The 17,087-nt window shown below is 72.3% G+C and carries 12 protein-coding genes; 3 read left to right on the plus strand and 9 right to left on the minus strand.

Annotated features, from left to right (window positions below; translation table 11 throughout):
* Positions 1-95 precede the first annotated feature (95 nt).
* Positions 96-722 (plus strand): TetR/AcrR family transcriptional regulator, encoded by a 627-nt coding sequence (locus ABZ471_RS29770; RefSeq protein WP_359070654.1) that lies wholly within the window; start codon positions 96-98, stop codon positions 720-722.
* 201 nt (positions 723-923) lie between these two features.
* Here ABZ471_RS29770 and galE read toward each other — a convergent pair whose 3' ends face one another.
* The 3 genes from galE to ABZ471_RS29785 all read right to left on the minus strand — a co-directional run bounded on the left by galE (position 924) and on the right by ABZ471_RS29785 (position 4,895).
* Positions 924-1,904: a UDP-glucose 4-epimerase GalE gene (galE, locus tag ABZ471_RS29775; protein WP_359070655.1), complete on the minus strand. Its 981-nt coding sequence runs from the start codon at positions 1,902-1,904 to the stop codon at positions 924-926.
* A 64-nt stretch (positions 1,905-1,968) separates the two neighbouring features.
* Entirely contained in the window at positions 1,969-3,579 is a 1,611-nt protein-coding gene (locus ABZ471_RS29780) for a glycosyltransferase family 2 protein (RefSeq protein WP_359070656.1), read from the minus strand.
* A 44-nt stretch (positions 3,580-3,623) separates the two neighbouring features.
* The gene (locus ABZ471_RS29785) at positions 3,624-4,895 is read right to left on the minus strand and encodes a glycosyltransferase family 87 protein (RefSeq protein WP_359070658.1); all 1,272 of its coding nucleotides are present in this window, start codon (positions 4,893-4,895) and stop codon (positions 3,624-3,626) included.
* A 268-nt stretch (positions 4,896-5,163) separates the two neighbouring features.
* Between ABZ471_RS29785 and ABZ471_RS29790 the strand changes: the two genes are divergently transcribed.
* Positions 5,164-6,822, plus strand: a complete 1,659-nt coding sequence (locus ABZ471_RS29790; RefSeq protein WP_359070660.1) for a glycosyltransferase family 39 protein — start codon at positions 5,164-5,166, stop codon at positions 6,820-6,822.
* Here the strand turns inward: ABZ471_RS29790 and ABZ471_RS29795 are convergent.
* Positions 6,770-7,267: a MarR family transcriptional regulator gene (locus tag ABZ471_RS29795; RefSeq protein ID WP_359070662.1), complete on the minus strand. Its 498-nt coding sequence runs from the start codon at positions 7,265-7,267 to the stop codon at positions 6,770-6,772. The genes ABZ471_RS29790 and ABZ471_RS29795 overlap by 53 nt on opposite strands.
* A 127-nt stretch (positions 7,268-7,394) precedes the next feature.
* On the opposite strand from ABZ471_RS29795, the gene ABZ471_RS29800 reads away from it, so the two are divergent.
* Positions 7,395-7,808: an organic hydroperoxide resistance protein gene (locus ABZ471_RS29800; RefSeq protein WP_359070663.1), complete on the plus strand. Its 414-nt coding sequence runs from the start codon at positions 7,395-7,397 to the stop codon at positions 7,806-7,808.
* A 45-nt stretch (positions 7,809-7,853) separates the two neighbouring features.
* Here the strand turns inward: ABZ471_RS29800 and ABZ471_RS29805 are convergent, their stop codons facing one another.
* The 5 genes from ABZ471_RS29805 to ABZ471_RS29825 form a co-directional block, all read right to left on the minus strand.
* Positions 7,854-10,073, minus strand: coding sequence for a CDP-glycerol glycerophosphotransferase family protein (locus ABZ471_RS29805; protein WP_359070664.1), 2,220 nt, complete (start codon positions 10,071-10,073; stop codon positions 7,854-7,856).
* A gap of 6 nt (positions 10,074-10,079) precedes the next feature.
* Positions 10,080-12,290, minus strand: a complete 2,211-nt coding sequence (locus ABZ471_RS29810) for a CDP-glycerol glycerophosphotransferase family protein (protein ID WP_359070666.1) — start codon at positions 12,288-12,290, stop codon at positions 10,080-10,082.
* A 125-nt stretch (positions 12,291-12,415) separates the two neighbouring features.
* Positions 12,416-14,677: a CDP-glycerol glycerophosphotransferase family protein gene (locus tag ABZ471_RS29815; protein ID WP_359070668.1), complete on the minus strand. Its 2,262-nt coding sequence runs from the start codon at positions 14,675-14,677 to the stop codon at positions 12,416-12,418.
* Between the two features lie 154 nt (positions 14,678-14,831).
* On the minus strand, positions 14,832-15,743 hold the full coding sequence (locus ABZ471_RS29820) for a carbohydrate ABC transporter permease (protein WP_359070670.1): 912 nt from the start codon (positions 15,741-15,743) through the stop codon (positions 14,832-14,834).
* A complete protein-coding gene (locus tag ABZ471_RS29825; protein ID WP_359070672.1) occupies positions 15,740-17,083 on the minus strand; it encodes a sugar ABC transporter permease in 1,344 nt (447 codons plus the stop codon). The genes ABZ471_RS29820 and ABZ471_RS29825 overlap by 4 nt, the downstream gene beginning before the upstream one ends.
* Positions 17,084-17,087: the final 4 nt, after the last annotated feature.

Genomic DNA, 17,087 nt, shown 5'->3' on the forward strand with positions numbered 1-17,087 from the left:
TACGTCGGGACGGGACCGTATCGTCGCAACGTGAGCGTAGAACCATCGACCGTCGGAACGCAACCGTTTCGTCGTAACGCCCTATGCTGGTTCGCATGACGACCAACGCCGACGAGCCCTCGACACGTCCGCGCCGACGAGCCCCCGCCGGGGCCGCCGTGCTCCGTGAGGACGTGACCGAGGCCATCCGCGCGGCCGTCTTCGAGGAACTCGCGGCGGTCGGCTACGCCCGGATGTCCATCGAGGGCATCGCGCGCCGGGCGGGGGTCGGCAAGACGGCGGTGTACCGCCGCTGGCGCTCCAAGCTGCATCTGGTGCTGGACGTGGTGTCGGCGATGGCGGTGCTGGGCCTGCCCGTGCCGGACACCGGCTCCCTGGAGGGGGATCTGCGGCTGTTGTACGAGGTGACGTCGCGCGCGCTACGGCATCCGGTCGCCTCGCAGATCATTCCCGACCTGCAGGCGGAGGCGGCCCGCAATCCCGAGATCGCCGAGGCCATGCAGAAGGCTCTGCGGGACGGTCAGGAGGGCGTGGCCAGCAAGATCGTGGCGGCGGCGGAGCAACGGGGTGAGGTGCGCGCCGGGCTCGACGCCGACCTGGCCCTCGACCTGATCTCCGGCCCCCTGTACTGGCGCTCGGTGGTGATCCGCTCCCCGAAGCTCCCGAAGGGCTACCTGGAAAAGCTGGCCCGGGCTACGGCGGGGGCACTCAAGGCGCTGTGAGGGTGGCCGGGCGGGCGGGAACGCCTGCCCGCCCGGCCATGCACGGTGCGTTTGCGGGCGGCGGCGCCGCAAGAACCCAGGGGCACGGGGCTGTATCGATGTGCGGCTCCGCCGCGTGGGCGCGACCAGCCCCCACGCACCCGCACTCGGGAATCCACCGTCAGTGAAACGGCGGCTGCCCGCTGCGCCGGCCGCAGGAGCCTACGACCGCGCCGCCTCCGGGTGCAGGCGTACCCAGCCCTCCCAGGCCGAGGTGATCATGTCCTGGACGTCGTACTTGGCCTGCCAGCCCAGTTCCTCGGCGATGCGGTCGGCGGAGGCGACGACGCGGGCGGGGTCGCCGGGGCGGCGCGGCGTGACCGTCGGGGGGCGGTCGTAGCCGGTGACCGCGTTGATCCGGTCGATCATCTCGCGGACCGAAACGCCCTCCCCGCGGCCGATGTTGAGGGTCAGGTCGCGGCCGGGGGCGGAGCGCAGTGCGCGGGCGACCGCCACATGGGCCTCGGCCAGGTCGACCACGTGGATGTAGTCGCGGACGCAGGTGCCGTCGGGGGTCGGGTAGTCGTCGCCGAAGACGCGCGGGGCCGCACCCTCGGTGAGCTTCTCGAAGACCATGGGGACGAGGTTGAAGACGCCGGTGTCGGCCAGGGCGGGGGTGGCCGCGCCGGCCACGTTGAAGTAGCGGAGCGAAGCGGTGGCGAGGCCCGTGGCCCGGCCCGTCGCGCGGACCAGCCACTCGCCCGCCAGCTTGGTCTCGCCGTAGGGGGACAGGGGCAGGCAGGGGGTCTCCTCCGTGACCATGTCCACGTCCGGCATGCCGTAAACGGCCGCCGAGGAGGAGAAGACGAAGGACCGGACGTCCGCCTGCGTCACCGCCTCCAGCAGGACGCGCAGGCCCTCCACGTTCTCCCGGTAGTAGTGCAGCGGGAGGTCCACGGACTCGCCCACCTGTTTCTTCGCCGCCAGGTGCACGACCCCGGTCACCTCGTGCTCGGCGAGGGTGCGCGCCACCTGCTCGCCGTCCAGGGTCGAGCCCCGCACCAGCGGGACCTCGTCCGGCACGCGCTCGGCGACGCCGGTGGACAGGTCGTCATAGACCACGGTCCGCTCGCCCGCCTCCGTCATCGCGCGGACGACGTGCGCCCCGATGTATCCGGCACCGCCGGTGATCAGCCAGGTCATGGTGTAACGGACGTCCCCTCGTCAGTGGCCCTTCGGCGGCCGGTGGTCCTCGGTTCCGTGGCTCTCAGTGAAGCAGGCGGCGGAGCCGACCGCGGGCCACTGTCATGACTCCGCGTATCCCGGTCGCCACCCGCAGTGCCAGCGCGCCGGAGTGGGTGGCGTACGGCTGCACGAGGAGTACGGCGTACCTGGCGCTCGGGACGGCGTGCCGGCGCAGCCGGCCGGCGCCCGCGAGGGCGTGCGCCGTGACGTCCCGGGACGCGCCGTCCGCGAAGCGCACGGTCAGGTGCAGGTCCCAGGTGCCCGCGCCGAGCGCGGCCAGGTCGACGGGCACCTCGGCCGACCAGCCGTCCGCGCCGGAGGGCGTGAACACGGTCGTCGCGCGCTGCGCCGCGCGCCCGTCCTCCCGCCGCTGCCACTCCACGTCCACCGCCTGCGGCCCGGCCTCGGCCATCCGCCCGTACAGCTCGTGCAGCCGAAGGCGCAGCCGTGCGTCACGCACGCGTGGGCGCAGTTCCGCGTCCAGCGCGAGCGGCAGAACACCCGTGGGACCGGTCAGGAAGGGAGCGAGGGTGACCTGCGGGAGGTCGGCGGACCATACGGGCGTGCCGTCGGGGGTGCGGGCGTAGGGCGGGAGCAGCCGGGCCGGGCGCGCGGCCAGTTCCTTCAGGCGCGCCAGGTCGCGGGGCTCGGGGGACTCCAGGACGATCCGCGCGAGCAGTCGGCCGGGCGCCGTCGGGTCCGGCTCCCAGTCGGCGATGTCGTAGCGTGCGAGGTACTCCCGGGTGTACGCCCACCACGCGCGCCGGTAGTGCACGTCGCGCAACCCCAGTTCGCGCGCGTACATACGCACGTCGTGGTCGAGGAACTTCGCCCGCGCGGCGCGCGCCAGCTCCTTCTGCCCGGCGCCCAGCAAAATGTCGTACGCCAGCGCGCACGCCTCTGTACGCGCCTGCCAGTTGCCTATCTGCTCCCGGTCCAGGGAGAGCGACAGCCGCTCGGCGGACCGGCGCACATGCCACACGTACACGCGGTCCGGCACGAGCGCGATGCGCGGCGCGGCGGCGAGCACGCGCGCGGTGAAGACGAAGTCCTCGTAGAGGAAGCGTCCTTCGGGGAAGCGGATGCCGTGTCGGCGCAGGAAGGAGGTGCGGTACAGCTTGTTGACGCACAGCGTGTCGTGGACCAGGGGTGAGCGCTCGGAGGGGCTCGTGAGGACGGTGTGCGCCGTGTAGAGAGGCTCCTGCCACGGCTGTTCACGCCCCGAGGGCAGTTCCCGGCGCACGCACAGCCCGCTCGCGACCTCGGCGCGCGCCCCTGTGGCGGCCGTCAGCAGTGCGTCCACCGCACCGGGCGGCAGCACGTCGTCGCTGTCCAGGAACATCACGTACGGCATCGTCACCGCGTCGATCCCGGTGTTGCGTGGGCTGCCGCACCCGCCGCTGTTGACGCTTCGGCGCACCACCCGCAGCCTCGGCTCGTCGGCGGCCAGGCGGTCGAGGAGGTCGACGCTGCCGTCCGTCGAGCAGTCGTCCACGGCGACGACCTCACCGACGGCGGCCCCCTGGTCGAGCGCCGAGCGTACGGCGTCGGCGAGGTGGGCGGCGTCGTTGTAGCCGATGACGACGACGCCGACCTGCGGTGTCGGGTGCGGGTCTCGCGGGTCTGGATGCATGGGGTCCACGGGCCGGGAGCTTAGAAATGATAGGTAATATTCCGTTAAGAGATGCTTAGTGCTCGATCCGGAAGACGGTCGGAATCGGGTCGGGGTTGCGTTTCGGGCGCCGGTTTTCCGGCCGGCGGCCGCGTGGCGCGCCACAGCCGGACGAAGGACAGCACCGCAGCGGCCGCCAGCAGTCCGTTGCGGGCCACCATGAGCAGACAGCCGGTCCAGGTGCCGGCGACCACGTCGCGGTAGTACATCGGGAAGACCACGGAACTCATCGCGCTCGCCGCGAGGATCAGCAGGGCCACCGGACGCTGGCTGGTGTGACGCGAGGTCAGACAGACGGCGGCCAGCCCGATCAGCCAGATCATGTACTGGGGGCTGATGACCCGGCTGGTGACGGTGAACAGCAGTACCGCCGCGAGCGCGGCGTCGTACGGCGTGGCCGGGCTCCAGTGCCGGGCCCGCAGCCGCCACAGCAGCAGCAGCCCGAACGCGGCCGCCGTGAGCGCGAGCGAGGCGGTGGCGACGGCGTGCACGTGGGGGCCGACCATCTCGATCGCGCCGTACTGGTAGCGGGACCGGCCGGACCAGCCGGCGTGCCGCGCCAGGTTGAGCGCCGTGCCGCCGAGCGACTCGATCTGCACTCCCCGGCCCCCCTGCTCCCGAAGGAAGGCCAGCGGATTGTTGAACGAAACGGCGAGCAGTGCGAGACCGGCAGCCCCGGCGGCCACCGCCGAGCCCCACGCCCTCCGCGTCGCGGACCCCCGGGGCGTGCCCAGCAGCACCAGCGCCGGCCACACCTTCACCAGGGCGCCCAGCGCCCCGAGAACGCCGCCCGCGCGCGGGGAACGCCCCGCCGTCAACAGGGAGATGACCGCGAGCGCGGTCACCTGGACGTCGTACCGGGCGAGCGGCACATGCAGCAGCAGCGGCAGACCACAGGTCCACAGGGCCGCGCCGAACAGGCTCCGCCCGGGGCGCGTTCCCACGCGGACCAGGGCCGCCGCGATCAGCGCGTCCGCGGCCAGGGTCAGCGCCACGAACGCCTGAAAGTACGTCAACCACGGCAGCAGGCCCGGCGCCAGCAGCACCGCGCCCGCGCCGGGCGGGTACTGCCAGGTGCTGTCGTGCGCGGGGAACGCGCCGTGCGACAGGACGCCGTACCAGCGGAAGTACAGCCGCCACACCTCTCGCGGCACCGAACCCCCGCCCAGCAGGGGCGAGCTGTCGTGCGTGAGCAGCCACGACATCAGGGCGCGGGTGGCGAGCCATAGGGCGGTGAGGGCGAGGACCGGGCCGGGGGTGACACGGAGACGGTTCATCACGTGGGAGCCTAATCCGCGCGGATGGTGTATCCATGCCGATACGCCGTCAATGACCGGCAAATGTTGGCTAATCGCAAAAGATCGGGCCATGGTGAATGTCGGGCCTCTTGTGAAACCGCAGTCGCGCAGGGCGGCTGACACAGCAGCCGTCGCCCCGGCCGACGCGCCGGGTGCACCTGATGCAACGACGCGCGCGGCGCCAGGTGCGCCGAGTGCGCCCGATGCGCCGGGCCGCGTCCCGGCGCGCGGCCGGCGCGCCCTCGCCGTGTCCGCCCCCGCGCTGGTGATGCTCGCGCTCGGTCTCTGGGGCCTGGACCGCGGCGGGATGTGGCGGGACGAGGCCGTCACCTTTCAGGTCGCGCGCCGCACGGTGCCGCAGATCTGGCGGCTGCTGCACGGCGTGGACGCGGTGCACGGCCTGTACTACCTCCTCATGCACGCCGTCCTCACCGTCCACCCCGGCGAGGTCGTCCTCAGGCTGCCGTCCGTGTGCGCGGCTGCGCTGACCGCGGGCCTGGTGGCGGCGCTCGGCGCCCGGCTGGTCCGGCCGCGCGTCGGGCTGTGGGCCGGACTGCTCTACGCGGTCACGCCGATGGCCGGCCACTACGCGCAGGAGGGCCGTTCGTACGCGCTGGTCGCCGCCGGGGCCACCGGGGCCACGCTGCTGTTCGTGAGGGCCGTCGAGGGCGGCTCCTGGCGGGCGTACGGCGTCGTCCTCGGTCTCACCTGCTGGCTGCACGAGTTCGCGGTCCTGCTGCTGCTCGCCCACGCGGTGTCGCTGGCGTTCGCCCGGGTGGGGGCGCGGGTGTGGCGGGGGTGGGGGTGTGCGGCCGGTGCGGCGGGGCTCGCGCTGGTGCCGATGGTCCTCGTGTCGCGCGCTCAGTCGGCGCAGGTGGCGTGGGTGCGGGAGCCGACGCTGGAGACGGCGCAGGGCTTGCTGCGGACGTTTCTGGGGCCCACGGACGAGGTGTACTGGGCGTGTCTGGTGCTGGCCGTGGTCGGGCTCGTGGGGTTGGTGGGACGGCGGGGGGAGCTGACCTGCGCGGGGGTTGCCCTGCCGGTGGTGGTGGTGCCGCCGGTTGTGCTGATGCTGGTGTCCCTGGTTTCGCCGTTGTACGTCGACCGGTACGTGCTGTATGCCCTGTCGGGGATGCCGTTGCTGGTGGCGGCAGGGGCGGAGCGGGTGGCCGGGGCGGTCGGCCGCCTCCGGGTCGGTGGCCGTCGTGTGCCCGCCCTCCCCGACTCTCGGCTTCGCTCGAGCGGCGGGACCTCTGTCGCCCTGCGCAACGACTGCCCGCACGACGACGCCACGTCGGAAAGGCGCCCGCAGCCGGCGCCCGCCGACGCGCTGTCCTCGGCCCCCGCCGAAGCCGGCCCCCTCCTCGGCTCCCCCCTCCTCTCGCTCACCGGTGTCCTGGCCGTCCTCCTGGCCTTCACCCACCAGCTGCCCCTCCTCCGCCACGACCGCGACCCGGGTCACCGGCCCGACGACCTCGCCGTCGTCGCACGGGTTGCCGCGCGGGAGGTACGGGCCGGGGATTCCGTGCTGTTCCTGCCGGCGCAGACGCGGAACGCGGCCCTCACCTATCCGGGGGCGTTCCGGGGGGCGCGGGACGTGGCGCTGGCGGAGCCGGGGGCCGGGTCCGGGAGCCTGTACGGGCGGGAGGTCGGCGCGGAGGCCCTGCGCCGCCGGGTGGCGCGGCTCGACCGGGTGTGGGTCGTCGCCGACCGGGATCTGCTGTCCGGACGCTGGAGGCCGGGCAGCTCGACCGAGCGGGCGAAGCTCGCCGTCCTCGCGCGGCACTTCGTGCCCGGTGAGGAGTCTGTGCAGGGCGATGTGACCGTGCGGCTCTACGTCCGCCGGTCCGCCGTCAGCGGCAGCTCTCGACCTCTTCCAGGGCCGCCGCGTCCAGCGCGGTGGTGAGCCGGTCGAGGCGTTCGCGCAGTTCGCCGATCTCCGCCAGCTCGAAACCCGTGGCCGCCGCTATGCGGCGCGGCACCTCCAGGGCCCGCTCGCGCAGCGCCGTTCCCTCCTCGGTCAGCCGCACCTGCACCGAGCGCTCGTCCTGCGCGCTGCGCTCGCGCCGGACCAGACCGGCCCCCTCCAGCCGCTTGACCAGCGGGGAGAGCGTGCCCGAGTCCAGGCGCAGATGTGCGCCGAGCTTCTTGACCGGCAGGTCGCCCTGTTCCCACAGCACCAGCATCACCAGGTACTGCGGATAGGTGAGCCCGAGATCCTTGAGGACCACGCGGTAGACGCTGTTGAAGGCGCGGGACGCCGCGTGCAGCGAGAAGCAGATCTGGCGGTCGAGACGGAGCCAGTCCGGGTCGGCGGCGGTGGTGGTCGGCGGGGTCGGCGAGGTGGTCATGACTCCAGGGTAGCTCTAGCGAGCCATTTAGTTGTGCACAACTTAATTGTGTGCTCTACTTGTGGTCGTGAAGGCGGCCGGACAGGAGCCGCCGGACCGCACAGAACTCCGAGAGGGATGGTTTTCCATGGACGCGCTCTACACCGCAGTCGCCACCGCCACCCACGGCCGTGACGGTCGCGCCGTCTCCTCCGACGGCAAGATCGACCTCAAGCTGGCCCCGCCGGTGGAGCTGGGCGGCAACGGCGAGGGCACCAACCCGGAGCAGCTCTTCGCCGCCGGTTACGCCGCCTGTTTCGGCAGCGCCCTCGGCCTCGTCGGCCGCCAGGCGAAGGTGGACGTCAGCGACGCCGCCGTGACCGCCGAGGTCGGCATCGGCAAGCAGGGCGAGGGCTTCGGCCTGAAGGTGACGCTGCGCGTCGAGCTGCCCGAGAGCGTGGACGAGGCGACCGGCCGCAAGCTGGTCGAGACCGCCCACCAGGTCTGCCCCTACTCCAACGCCACCCGTGGCAACATCGAGGTCGACCTCGTCATCGAGTAGGACCCAGGCTCACCGGCCCCGGCTCGCGGATGACCTGTGCCGGCCTCACGTCGAGGCCAGCAGGTCGTCCCCGACGGGCTGACCCGGGATCCGCACGGCCGGGCACTCGGGCATCGACTCGCCGAGCAGCAGCATCCGTACGACCCGCTCGGCGGCCCGGCCGTCGTCGAACTCGCAGTACCGCGTACGGAAGTCCGCCCGCAGCCGCGTCGATTCCTCGTCCCGCCATGACCCGGAGGCGAACAGCCAGGCCAGCTCCCGGTAGGAGCGGGACACATGGCCCGGCGCCTCGGCGGTGATGTCGAGGTAGGCGCCCCGGCTCGCGGTGTACGCGGCCCAGTCGTCGGCGTGGACCACGATCGGCCGGTCCAGGTTGGCGTAGTCGAACATCAGGGCCGAGTAGTCGGTGACCAGCACGTCGGAGGCGAGCATCACCTCCTCGACGTGCGGTTCGTCCGTCGCGTCGACCACGACCCCGCGCCGGGCCAGCTCGGTCAGGCCCATGCCCCGCGCGGGACCGGTCGCGAGGGTCGGGTGCAGCCGGATCACCAGGGTGTGGCCCTTGCCCAGGTCGGCCGCGAACCGGGCCAGGTCGATCCGGTCCACGTGCCCGACCCGCCGGTAGTCCCGGCGGGTCGGTGCGTAGAGCACCACCGTGTGGTCCTCGGGGATGCCGTGCCGCAGCCGGAAGGCGGCGCCGGCTCCTCCGTCCGCCGCGCCGACCAGCACGTCGTTGCGCGGGCTGCCGGTGCGCACCGAGCTGAAGTGGCAGGGGTAGGCACACTCCCACACCAGCTCGGAGTGGCGGTTGGCGACCAGGCTGTAGTCCCAGCGGTCGGCCCGGCGCAGCATCTGCGGCACGTCGAAGCCGAGCCGGGCGCCGGGCTTGTCCAGCAGGTCGGCGCCCATGTACTTCAGCGGAGTGCCCTGGTGGGTGTGGATGTGCACGCTGCCGGGCCGCTTGGCCAGCGAGCCGGGCCAGTTGACGTCGTTGACGAAGAACGTCGCCCGCGCGGTGACCTCCAGATAGCGCCGGGAGCCCACGAGCACGTGCTCGGTCCCGGGCGGCAGCCGGTCCGCGGTCTCCTCGTCGCGGACCACCCACACCCCGCGCAGCTGCGGGGCGATCTCCCGCGCCTTGCGGTGGACGGCGGCCGGATCGCCCAGCACACCCCGGTGCGAGGACGCCGAGTACACCACCAGGTGCGGGTCCAGCGGCCTGACGGCATGGATCCCGGCCCAGCCGCGCCGGGCCCGTACGACGGCCTCCCGGCGCGCCGGCAGCGCCCGCCGCGCTGCCTGGCGCCCGGCCCGCGCGGCCTGCCGCCTCAGCCGGTACGCCGGATAGCTGCCCTCCAGCAGGGCGACCTCACCGTCCACGAGAGCGTCTTCGGGCCGGTGCCTGCGGAACATCTCCGCCGTACGCCGGAAGAACTCGGCCTTGTCCGCGGGCGGCAGCCGGTCCGGCTTGGCGAGGATGTCCAGGCAGTGCTCGCCCATCTTGCGGTGCAGATACGGCCGCCAGCCCACCAGTTCCGTGCGCTCGTCCACGAAGGCGAAGACCCGTTCGTACTGGTCGTGGATGTCGAAGTGCTTACGGCTCGTGGTGGACAGGATGTTGCCCTGCCGGCGCTGCCGGTAGTTCAGGCAGATCCGGTCCAGGGCGGCGATCCGGCGGGCGCTGAGCATGACCGGGAAGGTCCAGGGGGTGTCCTCGTAGTACCCGGGCGGGAACGCGAAGCCGTTCTCCTCGACGAAGTCGCGCCGGTGGACCTTGTTCCACACCACCATCAGCAGGTCCAGGACCTCCGGCCGGTCGGCGACCGTGAAGGTGTCCGCACCGGCCTCGGCGAGCACGCGGGCGAGCGCGTTGCGCCGGGTGCCGCCCCACCAGTAGGTGCGCGCGTAGTCGAAGACCAGCACGTCCGGGTCGCCGGTCTCGGCCAGCCGGTCGGCGACCGCGCGTAGTGCGCCCGGGGTGAGCGTGTCGTCGCTGTCAAGGAAGAAGAGGTAGTCGCCGGTGGCGTGCGGCATACCGGCGTTGCGGGCCCGGCCGAGGCCGACGTTCTCCGGCAGGTGCAGCACCTTCACGCGCGGGTCGCGGTCGGCGTACTCGTCCAGGATCGCGCCGCAGCCGTCGGGCGAGCAGTCGTCCACGGCGATCAGCTCCAGGTCGTTGAAGGACTGGAGCAGCACCGAGTCGAGGCACTCGCGCAGGAACCCCTGCACCTTGAAACAGGGGACGATGACACTGAAGCGGGGCACGGCGGGTCAGCTCCTCACGAGGGTCGCGGCGGCGGGTGCGGGGATGCGCTCGGCGAGCGGGATCACCGGCGGGATCGCCTCCGGCGGCTCGCCGAGCAGGACCCGCCGTACGACGCGTTCGGCGGCCCGCCCGTCGTCGAACTGGCAGAACCGCTCGCGGAAGGCGGTCCGCAGCGCCTTGGCCTGCGGCCCCGCGTACGAGCCGTCCCGGAAGACGCGGGCCAGCTCCTCGGGGGTGCGGGCGACCGGCCCCGGCGGCTCGGCCATCAGGTCGAAGTAGACGCCCCGCGTCTCCTGGTACACCTCCCAGTCGTCGGCGTAGACGACGATCGGCCGGTCCAGGTTGGCGTAGTCGAACATGATGGAGGAGTAGTCGGTGACCAGCGCGTCCGCCGCCAGGCACACGTCCTCCGAGGAGCGGTGCGCGGACACGTCGATGATCCGGCTGATCCGCCCGGAACCCTGTGCGCGTCCCCGGTCGTAGAAGTAGTGGGCGCGCAGGAGTACGACCACGTCCTCACCGGCCGCCTCGCAGAAGGCCTCCAGGTCCAGGCCGGGCTCGAAGCCGGTGTGGTGGTCGCGGTGGGTCGGCGCGTACAGCACGGCCGTGCTGCCCTCGGGCACCCCCAGCTCCCGCCGGATGCGGGCGACGTCGTCGGCGGTCGCCGTGTAGTAGACGTCGTTGCGCGGATAGCCGTACTCCAGCTGCTCGTACGAGCCGGGGAAGGCCCGCTCCCACATCTGTGTGGAGTGGCGGTTGGCGGAGAGGTTGAAGTCCCAGCGGTCCACCCGCCCCAGCAGCCTGGTGAAGCTGCCGGACTGCGCGGCCACCACCGGGTACGTGGACTGGTCCACGCCCATCGTCTTCAGCGGGGTTCCGTGCTGGGTCTGCAGATGCACGCTGCCCGGCCGCTTGACGACGCTCTCGGCGAAGTTGGCGTTGTTGACCAGGTACGTGGCGCGGGCCAGCACCTCCCAGGAGCGGCGGGAGCCGATCACCGCGTGGTCGACGTCCTTCGGCATGGCATGGGCCTGGTCGGCCTCGACCAGGAACACCGAGCGGATGTGCGGGGCGAGTTCGCGGGCCTTGGCGTGGATCGCGGCCGGGTTGCAGGCGTAGCCGCGGCCCCAGTAGGCGCAGTACACGGCCAGATCGGGGTCGAGGGGGCGGCGCAGGTCGCGGACGTAGCGCAGCCGGGTGCGCAGCATGCGCGGGCGCGGCAGGCCCTCGGCGGCCCTGGCGGCGGCCTGGTTGGCACCGCGCAGCGCGCGGAAGGCCGTGTACGCGCCGGTCGCCAGCAGCCGGTGCTGCACCCCGAGGCTGCCGCCCGGCGCGTGGTACCCGGCGGGCCGGTACTGCCGGTACAGACGGCCGGCCCGGCGGAAGAACGCCCGGCGCCCGGAGGGCAGCCGGCCCGGCCGGGACGCCGTCTTCAGCACATGCGTGAACAGGTGCCCGAAGAGTGCCCGCGCCCGCTCGGCGGACAGGCCGCTCCCGGCCGCCCGGGCCAGGACCAGCTCCACCTGGTCCAGCAGGGCGTGCTGGTGCGGTCCGGGCAGGTTGAGCCGGCTGCCCTGGCGACGCAGCCGGTGCCGTACGACGACCCGGCGCAGCACCGCGGTCCGCTCGGCGGCGATCATGACCAGTCCGCCCCAGCCGAGGTCCGTGAAGTGGCTGTCGGGAAAGGCGAGTGCGTGCCCGGTGAGGAAGGCGCGGCGGTAGACCGCACCCCACGCCGGCAGTTGTACGCCCGTCAGCTCGGGGAACGCGTCCGGAGCGAAGGCCCCCTTCGGCGCCCCGGCCAGCAGCGGGGCCGCCGGGTTGCTCGCCTGGCCCTCCCACCAGGGGGTCCGCTCGTGCTCGACGTGGAGCACGTCGACACCGGCGGTCTCGGTCAGCCGCGCGTCCAGCGCCGCCAGAGCGCCCGGCAGCAGCAGGTCGTCGCCGTCGAGGAACAGCACGTACGCGCCGGTCGCCGCCCGCAGCCCGGTGTTGCGCGCCCCGCTCAGACCGGCGGACGGCGGTGAGTCGACCGGTGTCACCCGGGAGTCCCGCTCGGCGTATCCGGCGGCCACCGCCGCGGCCGGTGCGTCGGGGGCGTCGCAGACCGGGATCAGTTCCAGGTCGCCGAAGGACTGGCCGAGGACCGAGTCCAGTGCCTGGGACAGCCGACCAGCGACCCCATGGGAAGGGACGATGATGCTGAAGCGGGGCATTCTGCTCTTTCTGTCGTCTTGCGGACGCGGCTGGGCCGTCCGGCGGGACGCCAGGTGGACGGTCGGACCGGAGTGGGCCGCGTCGTGCTGAGGGGCATGGGAACTCCCGGTAGGACCAACGCTGTTCAGCGGCTCTCGGTGACGGGAAGGGGGCCGGAAGGTTGCTGCACGGTGGCGAGCGGGGAGTGTTCGAGCGCCGCGGCGGCCGACGGTACGGGCCGGCGCCCGGCGAGCGGGATGACCTCCGGCCGCCCCTGCGCCTCGCCCAGCACGACATGCCGTACGACGCGTTCGGCGGCGCGTCCGTCGTCGTACGGGCAGAACCGCTCCCGGAAGGCCGCCCGCAGCTGGGCCGAGCGCGAGCCGCGCCAGTGGCCGGTGGCGAAGATGTCGATCAGCTCGTCCTCGCTGCGGGCGACCGCGCCCGGCGGGAAGGCGCGCAGGTCGAAGTAGACGCCCCGGGCTGCCTCGTAGGCCTCCCAGTCCTCGGCGTGGACCACGATCGGCCGGTCGAGGTTCGCGTAGTCGAACATCAGAGACGAGTAGTCCGTGAGCAGCGCGTCCGAGGCCAGGCACAGGGACTCCACGCTCGGGTGCCCCGAGACGTCGATGAGCCGGGGGCCCCGGCCCGGTGAGCCGGCGAGCGCATGGTGCCCGCGGGCCAGGATCACGAAGCGCGGGCCGAGACGGCGCAGGACGCGCTCCAGGTCGAGCACCGGGCGCTGGGTGCGGCGGTGGTCGCGGGGCGTGGGCGCGTACAGGATCGCGACCGTACCCTCCGGGACACCCAGCGACTCGCGCAGCCGGGTCACGTCCGCCGAAGTGGCCCGCTGGAAACGGTCGTTGCGCGGGTGGCCGTACTCCAGTGTGGTGTAGCGGCCCGGGTAGACCCGCTCCCAGGTCAGAGTGGTGTGCCGGTTGCCGGAGAGCACGTAGTCCCACTGGTCCACGCCCCGCAGCAGCTCCTCGAAGTCGGTGTCCCGGGCGGCCGCCGGGCGCTCCTGGAGGTCGAGGCCCATGTGCCCCAGCGGGGTGCCGTCCTGGGTCTGGACGAAGACCTGGCCGGGGCGCTTTCGCAGGCTGCGGTCGAAGGCGACGTTGTTCACCAGGTACTTGGAGCGGGCCAGCGCCGTCCAGTAGGCGGCCGTTCCGGGGCGCACCCGGCGCGGGCCCGGCGGGATCGCCTGCTGGTGCTCGGGGCGGGCGATCCAGGCGGTGCGCACGTGCCTGGCGTGCGTACGGAACGCCTCCTCCAGCGCGCCCGGGTTGCAGCCGTGTCCCCGGCCCCCGTGGGCGGCGAACACCGCGCGGTCGGCGCGCAGCGGCAGCCGCAGCTGGATCCGGTAATGCAGCTGGAGCGAGGCGACGCGCAGGGCGCGGGCGAACTTCACCGCGGACTTCAGCGTGCGCCGACGGACGGCCGAGGCCAGGCGCAGGGCGTGGAAGGTGCGGCGCAGCCCGAAGCGGACCAGGGTGTGCCGCAGCCGGGAGCGCAGCGGGGCCTTGACGCCGGGGGCGCGGTAACGGCGGTGGTGGGCGCGGGCCATGCGCAGGAACTCGGCGTGGCTGCCGCGCGGCAGCCGGTCCCGGCGGGTGAAGACCGTGAGGTAGTGGTCGATCATGCGCCGGAACAACTCCGGCCGCCAGCGGGCGAGTTCGGACCGCTGCTCGACGTAGGCGAACACCCGGTCGTACTGCTCGAAGATGTCGAAGTGCCGGCGACTGGTCGTGCTCAGGATGTTGCCCCGCCGGCGCTGCCGGTAGTGCACGCACACCCGGTCCAGGGTGGCGATCGACTCCGCCGCCATCAGCACCGGGAACGTCCAGGGCGTGTCCTCGTAGTAGCCGGGCGGGAACGTGAAGCCCTGCGCCGTGACGAACTCCCGCCGGCACACCTTGTTCCAGGCGACCATCAGGACCCGCAGCAGCCCCGGACGGTCCTCCAGGCGGAACGGCGCGGGACCCTGCTGGGTCAGCGGGAGGGTCGTCCGGTTGCGGACCGTCTCGCCGTTCCAGTAGGTGCGCGCGTAGTCGACGACCAGGACGTCCGGCTCGCCGGTCTCCTTGATCCGGTCGGCGATCGCCTGCAACGCGCCCGGGGTGAGCGTGTCGTCGCTGTCCAGGAAGACCAGGTAGTCGCCCGTCGCCTCGGCCATACCCGCGTTGCGGGCGCGGCCGAGGCCCTGGTTCCGGTCCAGGTGTACGGCCTTCACGCGTCCGTCGCGGGCGGCGTACTCGTCGATGAGCGCACCGCAGGCGTCCGGCGAGCAGTCGTCCACGGCGATCAGTTCGAGATCGGGATACGACTGCGAGAGCACCGAGTCCAGGCACTCCGACAGGTACGCCTGGACCTTGTACGCGGGGACAATGACACTGAACCTGGGCAAGGGACATCCATGGGTCGGTCGGCGCGGGCGTTCTGCCCGGGAACGGCCGATGGAGTGATTTGGTTACGGTTCGTACGGCATGTGGGGGACGCCGGGTGAACGGGGAGGGGCGGGCCCCTGAAGACCCGCCCCTCGGAAAGTGTCCTGTCCGTGACTACTTGACCGCGCCCGCCATCACCCCGGACACGAACTGCCGCTGGAACGCGAAGAACACGGCCAGCGGGATCACCATCGAGATGAACGCGCCCGGTGCCAGCACGTCGATGTTGTTGCCGAACTGCCGTACCTGCGTCTGCAGGGCGACCGTGATCGGCTGCGAGTCGGACTTGGTGAACACCAGCGCGACCAGCATGTCGTTCCACACCCACAGGAACTGGAAGATGCCGAGGCTCGCGATCGCGGGCCCGCCGAGCGGCATCACCACCCGGGCGAACAGGCGCAGTTCACCGGCGCCGTCGAGCCGGGCCGCCTCCAGCAGCTCGCGGGGGATCTCCGCGAAGAAGTTCCGCAGCAGGAACACCGCGAACGGCAGTCCGAAGCCCACGTGGAAGAGGATCACCCCGAAGATCGTCCCGAACAGGCCGACCTTGCCGAACAGTTCGGCGATCGGGATCAGCGCCACCTGCACCGGCACCACCAGCAGGCTGACCACGCCGAGGAACCACCAGTCCCGGCCCGGGAACTCCATCCACGCGAACGCGTAGCCCGCCAGTGAGCCGATCACCACGACCAGGATCGTCGCCGGGACCGTGATCAGCACGGTGTTGACCAGGGAGTGGGTGATGTCGCTGTTCTCCAGCAGCTTCTGGTAGCTGTCGAAGGTCAGCTGGGACGGCTGGGAGAACACCTTCCACCAGCCGCTCGCGCTCATCTCGTCCGGCGCGCGCAGGGAGGAGATGAACAGGCCGATGGTCGGCACCAGCCAGAACAGGCCCACGAGGATGAGGAAGAAGCGGACCAGACCGCCGCTGAGCTTCTCGGCGATCCTCGAACCGAGCGACTGCCGGGCCTTCACCGTCATGTCGGCGGGTGCCACCTTTCCGATGCTTCCGGCGGCGGTCGTCATCGCCGCACCTCCCGCCTCAGCCTGCGAATGTTGAACAGCATCACCGGGATCACCAGAAGCAGCAGGAACACCGCGATAGCGCTCGCGATGCCGGGCTGGCTCTCCGCGAAGCCCTTGCGGTACAGCTCCAGGGCCAGGACGTTCGCGTCGTCCTGGGAGGATCCCGGCGCGATGATGTAGACGAGGTCGAACACCTTGAGCACATTGATCATCAGCGTGACGGTGACGACCGCGAGGACCGGGGCCAGCAGCGGCACGGTGACCCGGCGGAACACCTGCCACTCGTTGGCGCCGTCCACACGCGCGGCCTCCAGCAGCTCCCGGGGCACGCCCGCGAGTCCGGCCGCGATCAGCACCATCGCGAAGCCCGCCCACATCCACACGTACGACCCGATGATGGCCGGGGTGACCAGCGCCGGGCCGAGCCAGTCGACGCCGTTGTACGGCGCCTTGAAGTTGCTCGCCGGAAGCCGGAGCCGGGCGCCGTCGGCCGAGGCGGGGAGCGTGAACGTGCCGTCGCCGGCCGCCTTGGCCGTGGCCACCACCCTGCCGTCCTTCACCGCCTCGATCCGCATCCCGGCGTAGCCCAGCTCGGACGGGTCGGGCGCACCCAGCTTTCCGACGCCCTTGCCGCGGGTGAAGTCCTGCCAGGTGGTGCCGGTGATCTTCCCCGGCTCCGCCGTGGCCGCCACGGCCTCCTTCGCGCCGTCGGGCATCTGGTCCGGGGCGACGCCGACGAGCGGAAGCGTGACGGTCTGGCCGGTGTGCACCGTGCCCGTGGTGATGAAGCCGCCCTGGTCGGGCTTGAGCGGCGACTCACGGCCCGGGTGCGCCTTCGGGAACGCCGACGACTGCGCGAAGGTGTCGTGGACGCCCACCCACACCGCGTTCGCCACACCCTTGTCCGGGTCCTGGTCGTACACCAGCCGGAAGATGATCCCGGCCGCCAGCATGGAGATCGCCATCGGCATGAAGACGACCAGCTTGAACGCCGTGCCCCAGCGCACCCGTTCGGTCAGCACCGCGAAGATCAGACCGAGCGCGGTGGAGACGGTCGGCGCGAACACCACCCAGATGATGTTGTTCTTCAGCGCCGTACGGATGCCGTCGTCGGTGAACAGCGCCTTGTAGTTGTCGACCCCGGCGAAGCCGTCGCCCGAGGCGTTGAAGAAGCTGCGGACGATCGAGTACCCGATCGGGTAGACCACGAGCGCGCCGAGCAGCACCAGGGCGGGCAGCAGGAAGAGGGCCGCCACCGTCCTGCGGGTACCGGTCACGCTCTTGCGGCTCTTCGGTGCGGCGGGGCCCGGAGGAGCCCCGGCCGCCGATGCCGACGCCATCGCC

This window comes from Streptomyces sp. NPDC005728 (genome assembly GCF_040630895.1).
GTDB lineage: Bacteria > Actinomycetota > Actinomycetes > Streptomycetales > Streptomycetaceae > Streptomyces.

Coding starts and splice junctions, on each gene's coding strand:
- galE (WP_359070655.1), bottom strand. CDS start 1,904: ATGACCTGGCTGATCACCGGCGGTGCCGGATACATCGGGGCGCACGTC.
- ABZ471_RS29825 (WP_359070672.1), bottom strand. CDS start 17,083: ATGGCGTCGGCATCGGCGGCCGGGGCTCCTCCGGGCCCCGCCGCACCG.
- ABZ471_RS29770 (WP_359070654.1), top strand. CDS start 96: ATGACGACCAACGCCGACGAGCCCTCGACACGTCCGCGCCGACGAGCC.
- ABZ471_RS29810 (WP_359070666.1), bottom strand. CDS start 12,290: ATGCCCCGCTTCAGCATCATCGTCCCTTCCCATGGGGTCGCTGGTCGG.
- ABZ471_RS29795 (WP_359070662.1), bottom strand. CDS start 7,267: ATGACCACCTCGCCGACCCCGCCGACCACCACCGCCGCCGACCCGGAC.
- ABZ471_RS29820 (WP_359070670.1), bottom strand. CDS start 15,743: ATGACGACCGCCGCCGGAAGCATCGGAAAGGTGGCACCCGCCGACATG.
- ABZ471_RS29780 (WP_359070656.1), bottom strand. CDS start 3,579: ATGCATCCAGACCCGCGAGACCCGCACCCGACACCGCAGGTCGGCGTC.
- ABZ471_RS29785 (WP_359070658.1), bottom strand. CDS start 4,895: ATGAACCGTCTCCGTGTCACCCCCGGCCCGGTCCTCGCCCTCACCGCC.
- ABZ471_RS29800 (WP_359070663.1), top strand. CDS start 7,395: ATGGACGCGCTCTACACCGCAGTCGCCACCGCCACCCACGGCCGTGAC.